This window comes from Methylobacterium sp. J-030, from assembly GCF_022829545.1.
Lineage (GTDB): Bacteria > Pseudomonadota > Alphaproteobacteria > Rhizobiales > Beijerinckiaceae > Methylobacterium.
Map to the genome: position 1 here is coordinate 47,087 of NZ_JAKSYM010000227.1, position 19,014 is coordinate 66,100.

The window sequence follows — 19,014 nt, forward strand, 5'->3', positions numbered from 1 at the left end:
TGCGCCCCTAGACCGACAGGAACCGGGCGACGGCGGCCTCGTCGATCCCGTCGCGCGGGGCCTCGTGGACGATGGCGCCGTTCTCCATGACGATCACCCGGTCGGCGACGTCGAGGGCGAAGCTCAGGACCTGCTCGGAGACGACGATCGACAGGCCGCGCTGATCGCGGATCTTTTTGAGGGTCCGGCCCATCTCCCGGATGATCGAGGGCTGGATGCCCTCGGTGGGCTCGTCGAGGAGCAGCACCTTCGGGCGGCTCGCCAGCGCCCGGGCGATGGCGAGCTGCTGCTGCTGCCCGCCCGAGAGGTTGCCGCCGCGCCGTCCCTTCATCTCCAGCAGGACCGGGAACATGTCGTAGAGGTCCTGCGGGACCTTGCGGGTGCCGGTCACCGTCAGGCCGGTCTCGATGTTCTCCTGGACCGTCATGGTGGAAAAAATCATCCGGCCCTGCGGCACGTAGGCGAGGCCCCTGGCGACCCGGGCATGGCTCTTGAGGGCGGCGACATCCGTGCCCTCGACCTGGATCGACCCGGCCTTGACGGGCACGAGGCCCATCAGGGTCTTCATCAGCGTGGTCTTGCCCATGCCGTTGCGGCCCATCACGGCGACGATCTCGCCCGGCGCCACCGAGAAGGTGAGCCCGTGCAGGACCTCGCTCTGGCCGTAGGCGGCGTGCAGATCCGCGACGGCGAGCGCCGGCGTCGCGGCCGGGATGGTGGCGAGGGGCGGCGCCTGGATTCCTGGGGTATGCGCGGTCTGAAGCGACGCCATCGTCAATGTCCCAAATAAACTTCGATGACCTTCGGGTCGTTCTTGACCCGCTCCATCGACCCCTCGGAGAGCACCTTGCCCTGGTGCAGGACGGTCACCCGGTGGGCGATGTCCTCGACGAACTTCATGTCGTGCTCGATCACCAGCACCGAGCGGCCCTTGATGATCTGGTTGAGGAGTTCGGCGGTCTTGATCCGCTCGCCGACGCTCATCCCGGCCACCGGCTCGTCGAGCATCAGCAGCTCCGGGTCCTGGATCAGCAGCATGCCGATCTCCAGCCACTGCTTCTGGCCGTGGCTCAGGAATTCGGCCCGCTCCTTCAGCTGGTCCTTCAGGAAGATCGTCTCGGCGATGGCGTGGATGCGGTCGCGGACCTCCGCATCCCGCTTGAACGTCAGCGCGCCGAACACCGAGCGGCCCCGGGGGAACGAGATCTCCAGGTTCTCGAACACCGTGAGGTCGTCGTAGATCGACGGCGTCTGGAACTTGCGGCCGACCCCGGCCTGCACGATGGCGCTCTCGGAGAGCTTGGTCAGTTCCTGGCCCTTGTACTTGATCGAGCCGGCGCTCGCCTTGGTGCGCCCGCAGATCAGGTCGAGGACCGTGGTCTTGCCGGCGCCGTTCGGGCCGATGATCACCCGGATCTCGTCGGGTTCGACGTAGAACGACACGTCGTTCACCGCCTTGAACCCGTCGAAGGAGACGGTCAGGGCCTCGACGGCGAGGAGATGGTCGGGCGGGGCCGCCTCGGCGCCGACCACGGGGGAGGAGAGGATCGCGGCGTTCATTCAGGTCCTCACTCGGCTGGGGCGCCGTGGGGCGGGACGATCGCGGGCGGTGGAGCGCGCAGACCCTTCACCCGGCGGGTGAGACGCGGCTCGATATGCTCCCGCCAGATCCCGGCGAGACCGTTCGGGAAGGCCAGAACCACCGCGATGAACAGGGCGCCGAGGCCGAAGAGCCAGAGATCCGGAAAACTCTCGGAGAAGCTGGTCTTGGCCCAGTTGACCAAGAGCGTGCCCCAGACCGCGCCGAACAGCGACAGCCGCCCGCCGACCGCGGCGTAGATCACCATCTCGATCGAAGGGACGATGCCCACGAAGGAGGGCGACATGAACCCGACCTGCAGGGTGAACATCGCCCCGCCGATCGCCGCCAGGCCGGCGGCGAAGCAGAAGGCGAAGACCTTGAACCCCGCCACCGCGTAGCCGGAGAAGCGGACCCGGTCCTCCTTGTCGCGCATGGCGACGAGGATCCGGCCGAGCTTCGACTTCTTCACGTACTGCGCCGCCAGGATGCAGGCGATCAGCAGGCCGCCGTTGACGAAGTACAGGATGGTCTTTGCGCCATCGGTGCGGATGTCCCAGCCGTGGAGGGTGCGCAGGTCGGTGATGCCGTTGATCCCGCCGGTATAGCCCTGCTGGCCGACGATCAGGATCGTCAGGATAGCGGCGATCGCCTGGGTGATGATGGCGAAGTAGGTGCCGCCGACCCGGCGCTTGAACATCGCGTAGGAGATCAGCATCGCGAACAGGACCGGGACGGCGACCACGAGGATCAGCGTCAGCGGCAGGCTCTTGAACGGCTGCCAGAACCACGGGATCGCGGTGATCTGGTTCCAGTCCATGAAATCCGGGATGCCGGGCGTCGACTGGATCTTCGTATTCGCAACGCTCGAGGCTTCGAGCTTCAAGTACATCGCCATGCAGTACCCGCCCAGGCCGAAGAACACGCCTTGGCCGAGGGACAGGATGCCGGCATAGCCCCAGCAGATCACCAACCCAAGGGCCACGAAGGCGTAGGTCAGGTACTTGCCGACGAGGTTGAGGCGGAAGCTGTCGAGCACCATCGGCAGGACCACCAGGATCACCCCGGCCAGCAAAGCCAAGCTCAGCCACTCGACCGGCTTCATGAACGGGTTGTCGTTGACGGTGACGGATTTGGTGAGGGTCTGGACCGGATTCGTCATGGTCGAAAAATCCTCAGCGCCGGACCTTGAGGGTGAAGAGGCCCTGCGGCCGCAGCATCAGGATGCCGACCACCGCGAGCAGGGTGATCACCTTGGCCATCGAGCCGGAGAGGAAGAATTCCAGGGTCGACTGCGTCTGGGAGATCGAGAAGGCCGACGCGATGGTGCCCAAAAGGCTCGCGGCGCCGCCGAACACGACGATCAGGAAGGTGTCGACGATGTAGAGCTGGCCCGAGGTCGGCCCGGTCGAGCCGATCATCGTGAAGGCCGAGCCGGCGATCCCCGCGATGCCGCAGCCGAGTCCGAACGTGTAGCGATCGACCTTCTCGGTATCGATGCCCACTGCCCCCGCCATGGCGCGGTTCGACATCACGGCGCGGACCTGCTGGCCGAAGCGCGAGCGGTAGATCAGCAGCGCGACGCTGACCGTGATCAGGATGGTGACGGCCATGACGAACAGGCCGTTGATCGGGATCTCGATCGTGTCGGTGACCTGCACCGAGCCGATCAGCCAGGAGGGCAGCTCGACGCCGACCTCGCGGGCGCCGAAGATCGACCGGTAGGCCTGCTGAAGAATCAGCGAAAGGCCCCAGGTGGCGAGGAGCGTATCGAGCGGGCGCTTGTAGAGGAACCGGATCAGGCCCCATTCCACCAGCATGCCCAAGGCCCCGGAGGCAAGGAACGCCAGGCCCATCGCGATGAAGAAGTAGATCGGGAAGAGCGCCGGCAGATAGGTCTGGAAGAAGGTCGAGCAGAGGTAGGTGACGTAGGCGCCGAGGATCATGAACTCCCCGTGGGCCATGTTGATCACCCCCATCTGGCCGAAGATGATCGCGAGCCCGAGCGCCATCAGCACGTAGACGGAGAACAGGATCAGGCCGGCGAAGCCCTGCATGGCGAAGATGGCGCCGAGATCGCTGAGGGAATAGTCGCCGAGCATGGTCCCGTATCTCCAGACCGAGATGCGCTCCGCCCGCGGCGGAGGCCCGTGATCCCACTCAGATCATCTCATCCTGAGGTGCCGAAGCGCAGCGGAGGCCTCGAAGGAGGACTCCAGAAGTCGCGCGGATCCTGGAGGGCTCCTTCGAGGCAGGGCGATCGATGATCGCCCTGCACCTCAGGATGAGGTCGCGTGTTGGATGCGCGTTATGCGCCTGCTTACTGATAGCCCTTCGGGAACGGATCCGGCTTGATCAGCTCCGGGCTGGTGTAGACGATCTCGAACTGGCCATCGGTCTTCGCCCGGCCGACCCGGGTCTTCGACCAGAGGTGATGGTTCGGATCGATCCGGACGTAGCCTTCCGGCGCGCCCTTGAATTCCAGGCCTGGCGAGGCCGCCACCACCTTGTTGACGTCGAACGAGCCGGCCTTCTCGCAGGCCATCTTCCAGAGATGCGGCCCGAGATAAGCCGCCTGCGTCACGTCGCCGATGACGGTCTTCTCGCCCCACATCTTCTTGAAGGCCGCGACGAACGCCTTGTTGTTCTCGTTGTCGATCGACTGGAAGTACTTCATGCAGGCATAGGCCCCGGCGATGTTCTCGCCGCCGATGCCGTCGATCTCGTCCTCGGTGACCGAGATCGTCATCAGGACCTGCTTCGACAGGTCGATACCCGCCGCCTTGAGCTGCTTGTAGAACGCCACGTTCGAGCCGCCGACCACGTCGGCGAAGATCACCTTCGGCTTGGTCAGCTTGATCTTGTTGATCACCGAGTTGAACTGCGTGTGGCCGAGCGGGAAGTACTCCTCGCCGACGACCTTGCCCTTGAGCACGTTCTCGACGTGCTTGCGGGCGATCTTGTTGGAGGTGCGCGGCCAGATGTAGTCCGAGCCGATGAAGTAGAAGCTGTCGCCGCCCTTCTCCTTGTGGACCCAGTCGAGGCCGGCGAGGATCTGCTGCGTCGCCTCCTGGCCGGTGTAGAAGACGTTCTTCGACTGCTCCAGCCCCTCGTAGAAGGTCGGGTAGTAGAGCAGGCCGTTATACTGCTCGAAGACCGGCAGAACCGCCTTGCGCGAGGCCGAGGTCCAGCAGCCCATCACGGCCGCGCAATGGTCGTTGACCAGGAGCTTCTTGGCCTTCTCGGCGAAGGTCGGCCAGTCGGAGGCGCCGTCCTCCTGGATGATCTTGATCTTGCGGCCGAGCACGCCGCCGGCCTCGTTGATCTGGGCGATCGCGAGTTTTTCCGCTTCCTGCGCGCCCGTCTCGGAGATCGCCATCGTGCCGGTGATCGAGTGCAGGATGCCGACCGTCACCTCGCTGTCGGTCACCGCGAGGCCAGTGGTGTTCACCGAAGCGGTGGTCGGCGCGGCCCAGGCGGTGCGCGGCATCAGTGCGAGCGCCGGGGCGCCGGCCAGCCCCATCAGCAGCTTGCGCCGCAACGGGGAGCGCAAGCCGTGATCCGCGCCCTTGTCGGTGTCGTCTGCCATCTGCCTGACCCTGTTCCCGTCCGGGGCCTTTGAGGGGCGGCCGCGGATCGACGGGGGCAGGCTAGGGCGCTCGCCGCGGTGCAGCATATACGCTGTTTTGCGTATGGCCGGGCTCTTGCCTCTGCGGCACCGTCGATCCGACTCGTTCAGGAACCGATGACGCTCGGAGTCGCGTATTCACGCCGCGTAAGGGCGTTTTGTGCTGCGCGTTGCAAGTCACGCGCGGTTGTGGCCGCTTGCCTTGGCGGCAACGGCCGGGTCCGGATCGGCGGCCGATGAGCGCCCCGCAGCGCATCATCCCGATCCGGCGCGACTACAACCGCTTCGTCGCGGACGAGACGCTCGAGGATTACGCGCTCCGCTTCACGGCCAAGAAAGCCCGACGCTGGTCCGGCTTCGAGGTCGCGCAGACGGCGCTCGGCTCGATCTCGTTTCTGGCGCTGGAGGCGATCGGCGGCACGCTCGTCCTCACCGCGGGCTTCGTCAACGCCCTGGCGGCCATCCTCGTCGTCGGCCTGATCATCTTCGCCACCGCCGTGCCGATCACCACCTATGCCGCGCGCTACGGCGTCGACATGGATCTGCTCACCCGCGGGGCCGGCTTCGGCTATCTCGGCTCGACGGTGACGTCGCTGATCTACGCGAGCTTCACCTTCCTGTTCTTCGCCATCGAGGCGGCGATCATGGCGCTGGCGCTGCAGCTCTGCCTCGGGTTGCCGCTCTGGATCGGGTATCTCGTCTGCGCGAGCGCGGTGATCCCGCTCGTGGCCTACGGCATCCGCCTGATCAGCCGGCTGCAGATCTGGACGCAGCCGCTCTGGCTCGCCCTGGGCCTGCTGCCCCTCGTCTGCATCGCCGTCCAGGATCCCGCTGCGCTGCAGGCTCTGACGGCGTTCCCCGGTCTCGACGGGCGGGGCGACGGCTTCGACCTCGCGCGGTTCGGCACCGCCACCGGCGTGCTGCTGGCGCTGCTGGCGCAGGTCGGCGAGCAGGTGGATTTCCTGCGCTTCGTGCCCGAGCCGGAGTCCGCGCGCGACCGGACCTGGTGGCTGGCTGTGCTGGCGGGCGGCGCCGGCTGGATCCTGCCCGGCATGGTCAAGATCCTCCTCGGGGCCGGGCTCGCGGTCCTCGCCCTCGCGCACGGCGTCCCGCCCGACGCGGCCGCCGAACCGACCCAGATGTACCGCGTCGCCTTCGGCTACGTGACGGGCGGGAACGGCCAGGCGGCGCTGCTGCTGATGGGGGCCTTCGTCTTGGTCTCGCAGCTCAAGATCAACCTGACCAACGCCTATGCCGGCTCGATCGCGTGGTCGAACTTCTTCTCGCGCCTCACGCACAGCCATCCGGGCCGGGTCGTCTGGCTCGTCTTCAACGTCGCCATCGCCGTGCTGCTGATGATGCTCGGCATCGACAAGACGATCGAGAGCACCCTTCCGCTCTATGCCTGCGTCGTCTCGGCCTGGGTCGGGGCGCTCGCCGCCGATCTCGCCGTCAACAAGCCCCTCGGGCTGTCACCGCCCGGCATCGAGTTCAAGCGGGCGCATCTCTACGCGGTCAACCCGGTCGGCACCGGAGCGATGCTGCTCGCCCTGGCGGCAGGCTGCCTGCTGCACCTGGGTCTCGGGGGCGCGACGCTGCAGGCCTTCGCTCCGATGCTGACGCTCGCCATCGCGTTCTGCGCGGCCCCCACCCTGGCCTGGGCGACCGGCGGGCGCTGGTACCTCGCCCGGACACCGCGCACCGACTGGGGCGCGGGCGAGATCACCTGCCGGGTCTGCGAGCTGCCCTTCGAGGGCGAGGACATGGCCCATTGCCCGGCCTACGACGCGCCGATCTGCTCGCTCTGCTGCTCCCTCGACGCGCGCTGCGGCGACCTCTGCAAGCCGCACGGCCGGCTGGAGGTCCAGGCCCAGCAGACCCTCGGTCATATCCTGCCCCGCCGCACGGCCGCCTGGATCGGCGCGCCGCTCGGGCGCTATCTCGCGGTGATGCTGACGCTGTGCACGGTGATCGGCCTGATTCTCGGGGTCGTGCATGCGGGCGCGAGCCTCGCCCATCCGGACCATCGCGAGGTCCTGCGCGCGGCGCTGACCAGCGTCTTCTTCATCCTCGTCGTCATCCTCGGGATCGTCGCTTGGCTGTTCGTGCTCGCGCAGGAAAGCCGGCGGGTCGCCCAGGCCGAGACGCGACGCCAGACCGCCCTCTACGAGGCCGAGATCGCGGCGCACAAGGTGACCGACGCCAAGCTCCAGGAGGCCAAGGAGCGCGCTGAGGCCGCCAATCAGGCGAAGAGCCGCTACGTCGTCGGCCTCAGCCACGAATTGCGAACCCCGCTCTCCAGCGTGTTCGGTTACGCCCAGCTGCTCGAGACGGACCCGACGATCCCCGCGGCCCGCCTCAACGGCATCCGGGTCATCCGGCGCAGTGCCCAGCACCTCTCAGGCCTGATCGACGGGCTTCTCGACATCTCGCGGATGGAGGCGGGTCGCCTGCAGATCAACCGCGACGAGATCCGGCTCTCGGACTTCCTCGACCAGCTCGCCGACATGGTCCGGCTCCATGCCCGCGAGGCCGGATTGGACTTCCGCTTCACGCGTCCCGAGACCCTGCCGCAGGTCGTCGCCACCGACGAGAAGCGCCTCAGGCAGGTGCTGCTCAACCTGCTGTCGAACGCCATCAAGTTCACGGCGCGCGGTACCGTCTCGCTCGATCTGAGCTATCGCAGCCAGGTCGCGGTCTTCACGATCCGCGACACGGGACCCGGCATCCCGGAGGCGGACCGCGCCCGGATCTTCGAACCCTTCGAGCGCGGCTCGACGCCGGCGGCCCGCAGCACGCCCGGTACCGGCCTCGGGCTCACCATCGCCAACCTGCTGGCGCAACTCCTCGGCGGCGAGATCACGCTGGCGGCGGCCCCGGGTGGCGGGACGCAGGCACGGCTGCGCCTGATGCTGGCCGCGGTGACGCAGCCCGCGGTCACGCCCGCACCCGCGCCGCCGGCCCGCGCGGAATCCGGTTATGCAGGACCGCGCAGAACCGTCCTCGTGGTCGACGACGATACCGCGCACCGCACCTTGATGCGGGCCATCCTCGAACCGCGCGGGCTCACGGTGCGCGAGGCCGAGACGGGACTCGCCTGCCTCGCGGCCGTCGCGGAGGCGACGGAGTCCGAGGGGATCGATCTGATTTTTCTCGACATCGCGATGCCTGGCATGAGCGGTTGGGACGTGGCGGCGGCCCTGCGCGCGCGGGGTCATGTCGGGCCGATCGCGATGATGTCTGCCAACGTCCACGAACTCGGCCCCCTGCGCGGCGACAGTCCGCCCCATGACGCGATCCTGACCAAGCCGTTCGACCTACGCGACGTGCTGGACCGGACCGGCGCCTTGCTGCGCCTCGACTGGACGGAGGCGCCGGGGATGTCCCCTCCGGCTGCGGAGCCCGGGCATCGGCCCGCATCGGGCCGCCCCAGCGCCGGCCAGATCGGCGAACTGCTGCAGCTTGGTCGCATCGGACATATCCGGGGCATCGAGGCGAAGCTTGCGGCGCTGGAACAGGACGAGGCCGTGTCTCCGGCCTTCGTGCTGCAGATGCGCGGCCTGATCGCCGGCTATGACCTGCGCCGCTACCTCACGGTCTTAAAGGAGCACGCCGGCGATGATTGAGCCCAGCCGCGACGTGGTCCTCGTGGTCGACGATTCGCCCGAGACGCTGAGCTTCCTGACGGAGGCGATCGAGCGCTCGGGCGCGACCGTGCTGATCGCGGTGGCGGGCGATCTCGCCCTCGCCCTCGTTGACGAGGTCACCCCCGACGTGATCCTGCTCGATGCGGTCATGCCCGGCCTCGACGGCTTCGAAACCTGCCGCCGCCTGAAGGCGAAGCCGCACCTTGCCGGAGTTCCGGTGATCTTCATGACCGGCCTGAGCGAGACCGAGCACATCGTCCGCGGCCTCGACGCCGGCGGCGTCGACTACGTGACGAAGCCCATCGTCCCCGACGAACTCCTGGCCCGCATCCGCACCCACCTTGCCGGGGCGCGTTCCACCCGCAGCGCCCGCACGGCTTTCGACGCGATCGGCCGGACCCTGCTGGCGGTTTCGGCGAATGGACGGGTTCTATGGTGTACGCCGCAGGCAGGGCAGATCATCGCCGCCCTGGCTCCGACGCGCGACGGCGTGCTGTCCCTGCCACCCGAAGCTGTCGCTTGGCTGCGGTCCTGTCTCGCCGGGACGGCAGCCGGCTCCATGGCTCTGAAGGAGTCGCGTGGACCTCCGCACACGCTCACGTTCGTCGGCGGCACGGCCGAAGAGATCCTGCTGCGCCTATCTCAGGACGATCCGGCCCTAAATCTCGCCCGGTTGCGGGCGAGCCTGCCCATCACCGCCCGTGAGGCGGAGGTGCTGTTCTGGCTGTCCCAAGGCAAGTCGAGCCGGGATATCGGGGAAATTCTAGGTCTTAGCCACCGGACCGTAACCAAGCATCTCGAAGCCATCTATGCTAAGCTTGGGGTTGAGAACAGAACTGCGGCCTCGATAATTGCCAATCGTTACCTGCAAGGCGGCAGTTGAAATTTTTCTTTGCGCCGAGAACGACGACGGACCCGCACGCGAGCGATCCGCATACAGGGACGCACACGTTGGGTGCAAATTTCTCCGGCTCGAGACTGTAGTCAAGTGTCGCGGCTCCCAAAGAACAGCGCCGATACGTTAGTGAGGGAGAACCTTACTCAGGAAGCGTTGCGCCCGTTGCGAGAGTTTCCCCGGATCGCCGAAGAAGACATCGGTCGCGCAATCCTCGACGATAGCTCCGTCCTCCATGAAGACGACCCGGTCGGCAACGCGCCGGGCAAATCCCATCTCGTGGGTCACCACCATCATCGTCATGCCCTCGCGAGCCAAGGCGGTCATCACATCGAGAACCTCGTTGACCATTTCGGGATCGAGGGCGGAGGTCGGTTCATCGAACAACATCACCTCGGGGTCGAGGGCGAGCGCACGTGCGATCGCGATGCGCTGTTGCTGGCCGCCGGAGAGCTGGGCGGGCAGAGCGGAACATTTCTCGCGGAGGCCGACGCGGTCCAACAGCGCCGAAGCCCGTTCCTCGGCCGCCGACCGCGACCGTTTGAGAACGGTGCGTTGGGCGAGACACAGGTTCTCCATGACATCAAGATGCGGGTAGAGCTCGAAGTGCTGGAACACCATCCCGACCCGCCGGCGCAGGGCGCGGGCGTCGAGCGACCCTCGACCGAGCACAGTCTCACCGACCCGGATCGTACCGGACTGGAACGGCTCGAGCGCGTTCACGCATTTGATCAGCGTCGACTTGCCGGAGCCCGACGGCCCACAGACGACGACCACTTCGCCTTGCCGGACGTCAAGGCTGACCTCGCGCAGCACCGGTCTGTCGCCATAGGACTTGTCGACCCGTTCGAACGTGATCACGGAGCGCTCCGACGCATCTTGGCGACCGCCGCGGTCGCGGCGAGGCAGACGAGGTAGTAGACGAGGCAAGCCAGCAGGTAGGTCTCGACCAGCCTGCCAGCCCGATTGGCGACGATCGCGGCCGCGGTCAGGAAGTCGTGCAGTGACACGACGAAGACCAGCGATGTATCCTGGAAGAGCACGATCGCCTGCGTCAGGAAGACGGGCATCATGGCCCTGAAGGCTTGTGGCAGAACGACGTAGCGTAGCGCCGCCACACGGCTCATCCCGCAGGCGAGCGCGGCGTTCATCTGTCCGGGACGAACGCTGGCGAGACCGCCGCGGATGATCTCGCTGTAATAGGCGGCTTCGAACAGGACGAAGGCGACGACCGCCGAGGCGAAGGCCCCGACCGGCCGTCCCAGGATCAGCGGAACCATGAAGTAGAACCAGAAGATCACCAGGATCAGCGGCACGGCCCGAAACGCGAAGACGTAGACGTCGACCACCGCGCCGCCGGCGCGGCCGCCGAACAGGCGCAGGGCGGCGAGCGCTGTCCCGAGCGAAAGGCCGCCGAGGACTCCGATCACCGTCAGGCCGAGGCTAAGGGCCAGCCCTTCGGCCAGAAACGCGGCATTGTCCCAGAGCGCGTTCATGGCTCAGGTCCTTGCTGCGAGTGCGCTTGGCCGAAGCCGCGCCGCCATCCGGTCGAGTCCAAACGCGATCACGACATAGATCAGCGTCGCCGCCCCGAACGCCTCGAAACCGTGGAAGGTCATGTCCTCGATCTGGCGGCTCTCTGCGGTCAGCTCGAGGACCCCGATCGTGAGGGCGATCGACGAGTTCTTGACGATCGAGAGGAACTCCGATGTCAGCGGTGCCAGGATGATGCGAAAGGCCTGCGGCAGGATCACGTACTGGTAGGCCTGAGCGCGGGTCAGGCCACAGGCGAGCGCGGCCGAGACCTGCCCGCGGGGCACCGCGTCGATGCCGGACCGAAACAACTCCGCCAGGCGGCCCGATGTGTACATGCCGAGCGCCACCACCGCGGTCGTGAATTCGGGCTGAGGCATGTCGCGCTTCACCCACAGGCCGAGATCGCGCGGCAGCAACTCCGGCACGACGAAGAACCACACGAACATCTGGAGGATCAGCGGGATGTTGCGGAACACCGAGACGTAGAACCCGGAAAGCCCCCGGATCGCGGGCGAGCCCAGCACCCGCGAGAGCGCGACAGGAAGGGCGAGGATGAGGGCGAGGGCCCATCCGGCCGCCGAGAGCGCGAGCGTCCAGGCGACGCCCGCAACCAACCACCCCGCATAGGGTTCTCGGAGCACGAGACTCCAATCCCAGGCGTAGTTCATTCGGGGATTCCCTCGATCTTGAAGAGGGCGGCGGTATCCGCATCGATCGGGCCGGCGTAGGGAGCCACCCAGCGCCCGTAGAGGCCCTGCAATTCGCCCGACCGGGCGAGGCGTGCGATGACGCCGTTGATCACGGTGAGCAGCCCCGAATTGTTCTTGCCGACCATGAAGGCGACCTGCTCGAAGGAGAGCGGCGTGCCGACGACGGCGAAGCGGTCGGGCTCGGCCGCCGTGCGGACCACGCCGCCGAGCAGCACCGCGTCGTTGATGAAGGCGTCTGCGCGCTGCGAAGCGACAGCCGGGAGACCCTCGCCGTTGTCCCGGACGGTGAGGATGCGGGCAGTGATCTTGCGTGCCTCCAGCGCTGTCCGAACGTAGCGGTCCGCGGTGGTTCCGGCGGCCAGCGCGATCACCTTGCCGGCGAGATCGGGCAGATCGCGGATCCCGGAATCCTTGCGGACGAGGAGCTTGCCCTCGCTCAGCGCGACCGCGTAGCTGAAGTCCACCTGCTGCTGGCGGGCCAGCGCATTGACCGTCGTGCCGCACTCGACATCGACGGTGCCGTTGGCGATCAGAGGGATCCGGGTCTGCGGCGTGACCGGCACGAAGCGGGTGCGGATCTCGTCGACCTTGAGGGCCTGAGCCAACGCGCCGGCGACGCGCCGGCAGAGTTCGACCGAGTAGCCGGATGGCTGTTGCGAGCCGTCGAGGAACGCGAAGGGCTCGGCCGACTCGCGAAAGCCGATGGTCAGCGTCTTCGTCTCCTGGATCCGGTGCAGGGCGGTGTCGGCGACCTGCGCGGAGGCCGGCAGCGATCGGGCAGCCAAAAGGGCGGCGCAGAGCGCCAGGACTGGGGCGACGACGCGCATCGGGCGGGCTCCTAGGCGAGCAGCGGCAGAAGGGAGGCGACGTCGTCGAGGATGACGTCGGGCCGCGGCACGGCGGGATCGAGTGCGACGCCGCGGCGGTTGACCCAGGCGATCGTCAGCCCGAGGGGCTTGCCGCCGACAAGATCGGTGAATTGGGATTGTCCGGCGTGCAGGATCCGGTCGAGCGGTACGCCGGTCTCCCGGATCAGGTATCGGAACAGCGACCCGTCCGGTTTGTAGCCGCGGGCGCGCTCAGCGGTGCAGGCGAGAGCGATGCCGGAGGGCAGCCGCGTGCGCGCCAGGAGGTCGTCGTCGATATTCGACACGATCGCGAGGCGCCGCCTCTCGCCGATCCGGGCCAGCGTCGCCTCGACATCGGGATAGAGCGGAAAGCCCGGGAAGGCGTCGAAATAGCGCTCGATCAATGCGACGTCGCCGTGGAGGCCGTAGTGAGCGAAGGATTCTTCCAGGGACAGGGTGCAGATATCCCTGTAGCTGCGGTATGGCCCCCAATAGTGTGCGATGTTGCGGTGTTCCCAGAACTCCCAGAAATCTTGCAGATTGACACGATTGCCGGCGCAATCGTCAAGGATGGATTGAAAGGCCGCGTAAGAACCCTCACGGACACTGATCAGCGTCCCGAAAACATCGAAGGAGACCCAGGTCGGGTCGTAATGCGGGGGAGGATCGTGATCCGGCGGCGGGATGTCGGCTTGGTCCATCACAGGGCGACCCCTTTAGTATCGCATCAACAGAGGCGGCGACGCTCGGTGACCGGGACGACGAAGCGGGGCCGACGATGGTTGATCCCGCATCGCCCGCGTCCGACATCGACGGACATCGCCATGCCGTCATTGCTTCTCTGCGCTCGCAAAGACGGATCAGCGGGGATGATCCAGGAATGACGGAAAGTGCTCCAGGCCTGCCGCGGCGAGGCAAACCAACGCTACTGCGCGATCGGTAGCTGGGCAAAAGATACCTTTTCAGGGGGTATTGAGTTTTCTACAACACCCCATGGTCCACATCCCGCCCCTTGCCGCCCTGTCGGCCTTTGAGGCCACAATCCGCCTGGGCGGATTTGCCCGGGCCGCGGCGGAGTTGAATGTGTCCACCAGCGCCGTGAGTCATCGGATCCGGGCGCTTGAGCGCGACCTGGGGACCCGGTTGCTGGAGCGGAGCACCGGAATCGGCGGCATCCGTGTGACGCCCGCCGGCGCGCGGCTCCTGCCGGCCGTCGAACGGGCGCTGTCGGTCCTGGAAGAGGCCTGCACAGGGATCAAAGGGATCAGGAACAGGCTGACCGTATCGGCGAACCTGCCGTTCTCGACGATGTGGCTGCCGCGACGGCTCGCGGATTTTGCGAAAGTCCATCCGGACTATTCGATCAACGCGATCATCCAACCCGATGAACCCGACTTCTCGCGCCATCCGATCGATCTCGCGATCGTCTATGCGCCGGCCAAGCATATCCGAACCGATGATGTCGTCCTGTTGGCCGAGCATGTCTTTCCCGTCTGCAGTCCGAGTCTGACCCCGGTCACACCCGATGTCTTTCGCCGGCACCGGCTCTTGCAGGAGGAGTGCGAGGGCAGTCCGGAGCTGGACTGGAACAACTGGGCTTCGGAGCTTGACCTGCCGGGCGATGTCGAGCCTCGCGTGATCCGATATGCGAGCTTCAGCCAAGTTATTGCGGCCGCCCTCGATGGCGCCGGGCTCGCACTCGGCCGCTCGCCGCTGATCGATTCCGAACTCGCCAGCGGACGCCTCTTGCGGATTGAGCCGTTTGCCTCCCGGGTCGCCTCCTGGCGCTTCGTCGCACGCTCGGGTGTGGGTCGCCCCCACAGGTTGGTGGCCCCGCTCATCGAGTTCCTGCGGACGGAGGCGGTCGGAGCAGAAGAGATTGGTCTGCCTGGGACGGGCCGGTCCCGGGGAGGAGACACCTAGGCGTGGGTTCTTCTCCCTGGGGCAGGATCAAACGCCTTGTGCCATGTCGGTGGGATGCCGATGCTCGCGCCACGGGAGCGGATCGAGCGATTGCCTCAGCGCCGCCAGGAATCTCTCGGTCCTCGCCGCACGCGCTCGCCGTTTTGACCCGAGCAGCGCCACGACTGGAGCGGGCGGCAGAGCATGACCGTCGAGGACGCGAACAAGCCGCCCGGTCCGCAGGTCGTCCGCGACATCCCACTCTGAGCGCACGATCAGGCCGAGGCCGGCGAGGGCCCAGCTCCGCACCACCTCGCCGTCGTTGCTGACTAGACCCGCCTCGATCCGGACGCGCTCTTCCGTGTCGTCGGCCGAGCAGAAGCGCCAGAGCGTGACATCCTCGTCGTTCTCGCGCAGCGCGATGCAGACGTGATCCTTCAAGGCAGCGGGCGTGAGGGGCGCCCGCTGCTGCGCCAGATAGGCGGGAGCCGCGCAGAGGACGCGGTCGTTCGGCGCAAGCGCGCGGACAGTCAGGCTCGGGGTCGCTTCTCTGATCTCGCCCACGTGGATGGCGAGGTCCCACATCTCGGACGGCATACGGCCGAGGCGGTCCGAGAGCAGAAGGTCGATTCTGACGCCCGGATGCTGGACCCGGAAGGCCGCCACGACCGGAGCGATGTACCGGCGTCCGAATCCGAAAGGCGCGACGATCCGCAGGTGGCCGATCACCTCCCCGCGACGCTCGGCCAGCGCGTCGTCGAGGTCGTCGAAGGCGGCGAGAAGGTCGCGGCCGTGCTCGGCGAGCAGTTCACCCTCGTCGGTGAGCGTGAGGCCGCGACCAGTTCGGTCCACCAAGTGCACCCGCAGGCGTTTCTCCAGAGCGCGCAATCGCTGCGTCACGGCGGGCGGTGACACATTCAGACTGCGTGCGGCAGCGGCGAGCGAAGAGCTGGCCGCGACTGCGGCGAAGAAGCGGAGATCGTCCGTGTCGAGCATTAAGGTCAGCCTTAACTCGATATGAAGTGAGGATTAATGGCGTTCTCCCTTCCACAATGATTTCAAGCACGGATCGGCAAGCAGGGAGACGGATGTGCTCAGCACGGGATCCGACACCACGATCAATCCGGGGACGGCCCCCTTGGCATCGCCCCTGCTCACGACCCCGTGCCTTCTGCTGGACGAACCGCGTCTCCGGGCGAACCTCGTGGAGATGCAGGCGCATCTGGGGCGGCTAAGCGTCGGCTTCCGTCCACACCTCAAGACGGCGAAGTCGATCGACGTCGCCCGTCTCGCCATGACCAGCACGGCGGGTCCCGCAACGGTCTCGACGCTGCGCGAGGCGGAATACTTCGCCGAAGGCGGGGTCCGCGACATCCTCTACGCGGTCGGCATCGCCCCTCAGAAGCTCGATCGCATCGACGCGATCCGACGGCGTTGGGACACGACGCTCACCGTGCTGCTCGACTCAGTCGAGCAAGCGGAGGCGGTCGCGTCCTGGGGCGCTCGGACCGGGAATTTGCTGCCGGCGCTGATCGAGATCGACGCTGACGGACACCGCTCCGGCGTGACGCCGGACGACGCGCAGACGATCCTGGCGATCGGACGCGCGTTGGGCGCGGCGCTGCGGGGGGTATTGCTGCACGCCGGCGACAGCTACGGCCTCGACGAACCCGGGGCGCTCGCCGAGGCCGCGGAACGTGAGCGGGCGGCGGCGGTGACCGCGGCCGCCATCCTGCGCGGCGGTGGTTTGCCTTGCCCGGTGGTCAGCGTCGGGTCGACCCCGACCGCGCGCTGGGCCCGGGACCTCTCCGGTGTCACCGAGGTCCGCGCCGGTGTGTTCATGTTCGGCGACCTGTTCCAGGCAGGGATCGGCTCCGTTGCGGTCGAGAATATCGCGCTCAGCGTGCTTGCCACCGTCATCGGTCATCGCCGCGACAGGGGCTGGATCATTACCGATGCGGGCTGGATGGCGCTGTCACGGGACCGGAGCACGGCCCGGCAGGTGGTGGACCAGGGATACGGCCTTGTCTGCGACCTCGCTGGCCGCCCCTATCCCGATTTGCTCGTGGCCGAGGCCAACCAGGAACATGGCATTCTCGCCCTCCGCCCGGGCGCCGGAATTGATCTGCCCGACCTGCCCGTCGGCGCGCGGGTTCGCATCCTGCCGAACCATGCCTGCGCCACCGGCGCCCAGCACGATCGCTATCATGTGCTCGACGGTGACGGACAAGTCGGCGCTGTGTGGCCGCGTATCAGCGGCTGGTAGGAGACACCGACGATGACAACATCGGTTCAGCATGTCGCGACCGCCCGGGCTCCAGCACCGGCGGGCCATTATGTTCAGGCCACCACATGGGGGGACCTCGTCTTCGTCTCAGGCCAGCTCCCACTCCGACCTGACGGTCGCCACATGCCCGACGCGACAGTCGAGGCCCAGATCAGACTGGCGATCGCCAACTTGCTGGCGATCCTGGCAGAGGCGGGCTCCTGTCCGGACAACGTGCTGCGCGTGACGGCCTACCTCGTTGGCGTGGAACACTGGTCGGTCTTCGACCAGATCTTCGCCGAGCTGTTCGGACCGGCGAGGCCGGCTCGCGCCGTGGTGCCGGTTCCGCAGTTGCATCACGGCTACCTCGTGGAGGTCGAGGCGATCGCAACACGCGCGTTCTGACGTCTCGACTCAAGGCATCCGGCGATGGACCGACCGCCACTGCGCCTTCCCGCCGAGACCGCTGGAATACGGCCCGCATGGCGAGGTCGACACCACGCCGGACGACTATTTCGACCTGATGCGCCCCAATCTCGTCAGCATCGCAGAGGCGCTTGGGACGTGACGCGACGCGCACCGGCGGTCGGCTCTCGTCCGCGGCCATCGCACGCCTGGCGCATGATCGTCGCTTGGCTGGTGGATCGTCGCGCGCAGGCACGCAGTGCAGCCGGCGCGGGATAGGCGGAGGGCTTCGGTCCCAACGGACTGCGGCGGGGGTCAGCCCGTCCGTATCGGTCGATGGCGTTTCCCCTTGAGCCGGATCTGATGGGCGGACCGGGTGCGCCCCTCGGCCCCGGACCGATCGTAGGCGACGGGGGGTTAGGCATCGAATGGGTTCGGACCGTGCGATGTGAGCCCATGGGCGTTGAACCGGCTCGCGCTTGGCCAATACGAAACATCGCTGACGCAACGCCGCCTCCGGTTGAAGATCGAGGCCGCGACTCAACGCATCCATCCGCGAGACAAACGACGGGCCATGTCCGCTCTGTGGAAGCCTGTCCGCCCCCGTGACGACCGGGATGGGCGCCAAGCTGCCCGGCCGGTTTTAAAGCCCCTCGACCCAGAAGCCGAGGGGCCGAATGCTCAAATTTCAGTCCCTTCCGCAAGCGTGAGCGCATCCTCGACATCGACGCCGAGGTATCTAACTGTGCTCTCGATTTTCGTATGGCCCAGTAGGATCTGCACGGCGCGCAGATTGCCGGTCCGCTTGTAGATCAACGACGCCTTCGTTCGCCGCAGAGAATGGGTCCCGTAGTCCTCGCACCGCAACCCGATACCTGTGATCCACTCATCGACCAGACGCGCATACTGCCTGGTGCTGATGTGTGTGACGCCGTCGAGCCTGCTCGGAAAAGCATAATCGTCGAGCGTTCCACCCATGGCCTCCAGCCATGCCAGGATGCTGGTACGAGCAGGTTCGAGCAACTCGAACTGCACCGGCCGGCCGGTCTTGCGCTGGATAACGATGGCCCAGCTACGAACGCGACCACCGCTGACGAGATCGCCAATCTTGAGCTTGACGATGTCGCAGCCGCGCAGCTTGCTGTCGATAGCGAGGTCGAACATCGCCCGGTCGCGTGAGCGCCGTTCGCGGTCGAGCCAGAACCGGATGGCCCAGACCTGCTGAGGTTTGAGGGCCCGCTTGGCCCCGAGCTTGCGGCCAGCGTTCCAGGCCGGCCGCCCTTTCGTGGCCGGATCGTATGCAGAGTGTCCCATAATCTACCTCCTCGCCGGCTGATGCCGGCGAGGCGAGGAGACACCCAAAGCGATGCTCCAGAGGGGGGGGCATATGCGGACGTTCCGCTACCGACCCAACTGACCTTTGCCTTTTGTTCGGAAGCGGACGTTCCGCATCCGACCCAGGCCGTGTCAAAACGCCGGGAATGGGCTTTGTGCTGGGGTGCCGCCCCACTCTTGCGAGAATAGGCCTTCCACCGCTTGGAGCGGCCTTTTGTGGTCGAGCGGCGGTCCGTTTGAGTTGAAGGCGCTGCTGGACGGCT

17 protein-coding genes are annotated in these 19,014 nt (G+C 66.8%); 5 read left to right on the forward strand and 12 right to left on the reverse strand.

Annotation, left to right across the window (positions count from 1 at the left end; genetic code table 11):
- Positions 1 to 7: 7 nt before the first annotated feature.
- From urtE to urtA, 5 genes are all read right to left on the reverse strand, one after another.
- Complete coding sequence (gene urtE, locus MKK75_RS17045; RefSeq protein WP_244043732.1) at positions 8 to 772, reverse strand: urea ABC transporter ATP-binding subunit UrtE; 765 nt, start codon at positions 770 to 772, stop codon at positions 8 to 10.
- A 2-nt stretch (positions 773 to 774) separates the two neighbouring features.
- Positions 775 to 1,560, reverse strand: a complete 786-nt coding sequence (urtD, locus tag MKK75_RS17050; RefSeq protein WP_243966584.1) for an urea ABC transporter ATP-binding protein UrtD — start codon at positions 1,558 to 1,560, stop codon at positions 775 to 777.
- 8 nt (positions 1,561 to 1,568) lie between these two features.
- Positions 1,569 to 2,741 (reverse strand): urea ABC transporter permease subunit UrtC, encoded by a 1,173-nt coding sequence (gene urtC, locus MKK75_RS17055; RefSeq protein WP_244043733.1) that lies wholly within the window; start codon positions 2,739 to 2,741, stop codon positions 1,569 to 1,571.
- Between the two features lie 13 nt (positions 2,742 to 2,754).
- Positions 2,755 to 3,681, reverse strand: a complete 927-nt coding sequence (gene urtB / locus MKK75_RS17060) for an urea ABC transporter permease subunit UrtB (RefSeq protein ID WP_244043734.1) — start codon at positions 3,679 to 3,681, stop codon at positions 2,755 to 2,757.
- 218 nt (positions 3,682 to 3,899) lie between these two features.
- Positions 3,900 to 5,168 (reverse strand): urea ABC transporter substrate-binding protein, encoded by a 1,269-nt coding sequence (urtA, locus tag MKK75_RS17065; RefSeq protein WP_244043735.1) that lies wholly within the window; start codon positions 5,166 to 5,168, stop codon positions 3,900 to 3,902.
- Between the two features lie 275 nt (positions 5,169 to 5,443).
- On the opposite strand from urtA, the gene MKK75_RS17070 reads away from it, so the two are divergent.
- Together MKK75_RS17070 and MKK75_RS17075 are read left to right on the forward strand one after the other, a co-directional pair.
- Entirely contained in the window at positions 5,444 to 8,833 is a 3,390-nt protein-coding gene (locus tag MKK75_RS17070) for an ATP-binding protein (protein ID WP_244043736.1), read from the forward strand.
- Positions 8,826 to 9,737: a DNA-binding response regulator gene (locus tag MKK75_RS17075; RefSeq protein ID WP_244043737.1), complete on the forward strand. Its 912-nt coding sequence runs from the start codon at positions 8,826 to 8,828 to the stop codon at positions 9,735 to 9,737. The genes MKK75_RS17070 and MKK75_RS17075 overlap by 8 nt, the downstream gene beginning before the upstream one ends.
- A 138-nt stretch (positions 9,738 to 9,875) precedes the next feature.
- Here the strand turns inward: MKK75_RS17075 and MKK75_RS17080 are convergent, their stop codons facing one another.
- The 5 genes from MKK75_RS17080 to MKK75_RS17100 are packed head-to-tail and all read right to left on the reverse strand — an operon-like array spanning position 9,876 to position 13,544.
- Positions 9,876 to 10,610: an amino acid ABC transporter ATP-binding protein gene (locus tag MKK75_RS17080; protein WP_244043738.1), complete on the reverse strand. Its 735-nt coding sequence runs from the start codon at positions 10,608 to 10,610 to the stop codon at positions 9,876 to 9,878.
- The gene (locus MKK75_RS17085; protein WP_244043739.1) at positions 10,607 to 11,245 is read right to left on the reverse strand and encodes an amino acid ABC transporter permease; all 639 of its coding nucleotides are present in this window, start codon (positions 11,243 to 11,245) and stop codon (positions 10,607 to 10,609) included. The genes MKK75_RS17080 and MKK75_RS17085 overlap by 4 nt, the downstream gene beginning before the upstream one ends.
- 3 nt (positions 11,246 to 11,248) lie before the next feature.
- Positions 11,249 to 11,953: an amino acid ABC transporter permease gene (locus tag MKK75_RS17090; protein WP_244043740.1), complete on the reverse strand. Its 705-nt coding sequence runs from the start codon at positions 11,951 to 11,953 to the stop codon at positions 11,249 to 11,251.
- On the reverse strand, positions 11,950 to 12,822 hold the full coding sequence (locus tag MKK75_RS17095) for an amino acid ABC transporter substrate-binding protein (RefSeq protein WP_244043741.1): 873 nt from the start codon (positions 12,820 to 12,822) through the stop codon (positions 11,950 to 11,952). The genes MKK75_RS17090 and MKK75_RS17095 overlap by 4 nt, the downstream gene beginning before the upstream one ends.
- Positions 12,823 to 12,833: 11 nt before the next feature.
- Complete coding sequence (locus tag MKK75_RS17100) at positions 12,834 to 13,544, reverse strand: HAD family hydrolase (protein ID WP_244043742.1); 711 nt, start codon at positions 13,542 to 13,544, stop codon at positions 12,834 to 12,836.
- A 292-nt stretch (positions 13,545 to 13,836) separates the two neighbouring features.
- On the opposite strand from MKK75_RS17100, the gene MKK75_RS17105 reads away from it, so the two are divergent.
- A complete protein-coding gene (locus MKK75_RS17105) occupies positions 13,837 to 14,766 on the forward strand; it encodes a LysR family transcriptional regulator (protein WP_244043743.1) in 930 nt (309 codons plus the stop codon).
- A gap of 27 nt (positions 14,767 to 14,793) precedes the next feature.
- Here the strand turns inward: MKK75_RS17105 and MKK75_RS17110 are convergent, their stop codons facing one another.
- Complete coding sequence (locus tag MKK75_RS17110) at positions 14,794 to 15,741, reverse strand: LysR family transcriptional regulator (RefSeq protein ID WP_244043744.1); 948 nt, start codon at positions 15,739 to 15,741, stop codon at positions 14,794 to 14,796.
- Positions 15,742 to 15,883: 142 nt separating this feature from the next.
- Here MKK75_RS17110 and MKK75_RS17115 point away from each other — a divergent pair, with 142 nt between their 5' ends.
- On the forward strand, positions 15,884 to 17,011 hold the full coding sequence (locus MKK75_RS17115) for an alanine racemase (protein ID WP_244043745.1): 1,128 nt from the start codon (positions 15,884 to 15,886) through the stop codon (positions 17,009 to 17,011).
- 12 nt (positions 17,012 to 17,023) lie between these two features.
- Positions 17,024 to 17,416 (forward strand): RidA family protein, encoded by a 393-nt coding sequence (locus MKK75_RS17120; protein WP_244043746.1) that lies wholly within the window; start codon positions 17,024 to 17,026, stop codon positions 17,414 to 17,416.
- 681 nt (positions 17,417 to 18,097) lie between these two features.
- On the opposite strand, the gene MKK75_RS17125 is transcribed toward MKK75_RS17120, so the two are convergent.
- Positions 18,098 to 18,730 (reverse strand): tyrosine-type recombinase/integrase, encoded by a 633-nt coding sequence (locus MKK75_RS17125; protein ID WP_244043747.1) that lies wholly within the window; start codon positions 18,728 to 18,730, stop codon positions 18,098 to 18,100.
- Positions 18,731 to 19,014 lie beyond the last annotated feature (284 nt).

Excerpts from the sequence above, each read along its gene's own strand:
- urtE (WP_244043732.1), bottom strand. The coding sequence starts at position 772 with ATGGCGTCGCTTCAGACCGCGCATACCCCAGGAATCCAGGCGCCGCCC.
- urtD (WP_243966584.1), bottom strand. The coding sequence starts at position 1,560 with ATGAACGCCGCGATCCTCTCCTCCCCCGTGGTCGGCGCCGAGGCGGCC.
- urtC (WP_244043733.1), bottom strand. The coding sequence starts at position 2,741 with ATGACGAATCCGGTCCAGACCCTCACCAAATCCGTCACCGTCAACGAC.
- urtB (WP_244043734.1), bottom strand. The coding sequence starts at position 3,681 with ATGCTCGGCGACTATTCCCTCAGCGATCTCGGCGCCATCTTCGCCATG.
- urtA (WP_244043735.1), bottom strand. The coding sequence starts at position 5,168 with ATGGCAGACGACACCGACAAGGGCGCGGATCACGGCTTGCGCTCCCCG.
- MKK75_RS17070 (WP_244043736.1), top strand. The coding sequence starts at position 5,444 with ATGAGCGCCCCGCAGCGCATCATCCCGATCCGGCGCGACTACAACCGC.
- MKK75_RS17075 (WP_244043737.1), top strand. The coding sequence starts at position 8,826 with ATGATTGAGCCCAGCCGCGACGTGGTCCTCGTGGTCGACGATTCGCCC.
- MKK75_RS17085 (WP_244043739.1), bottom strand. The coding sequence starts at position 11,245 with ATGAACGCGCTCTGGGACAATGCCGCGTTTCTGGCCGAAGGGCTGGCC.
- MKK75_RS17090 (WP_244043740.1), bottom strand. The coding sequence starts at position 11,953 with ATGAACTACGCCTGGGATTGGAGTCTCGTGCTCCGAGAACCCTATGCG.
- MKK75_RS17095 (WP_244043741.1), bottom strand. The coding sequence starts at position 12,822 with ATGCGCGTCGTCGCCCCAGTCCTGGCGCTCTGCGCCGCCCTTTTGGCT.
- MKK75_RS17100 (WP_244043742.1), bottom strand. The coding sequence starts at position 13,544 with ATGGACCAAGCCGACATCCCGCCGCCGGATCACGATCCTCCCCCGCAT.
- MKK75_RS17105 (WP_244043743.1), top strand. The coding sequence starts at position 13,837 with ATGGTCCACATCCCGCCCCTTGCCGCCCTGTCGGCCTTTGAGGCCACA.
- MKK75_RS17110 (WP_244043744.1), bottom strand. The coding sequence starts at position 15,741 with ATGCTCGACACGGACGATCTCCGCTTCTTCGCCGCAGTCGCGGCCAGC.
- MKK75_RS17120 (WP_244043746.1), top strand. The coding sequence starts at position 17,024 with ATGACAACATCGGTTCAGCATGTCGCGACCGCCCGGGCTCCAGCACCG.
- MKK75_RS17125 (WP_244043747.1), bottom strand. The coding sequence starts at position 18,730 with ATGGGACACTCTGCATACGATCCGGCCACGAAAGGGCGGCCGGCCTGG.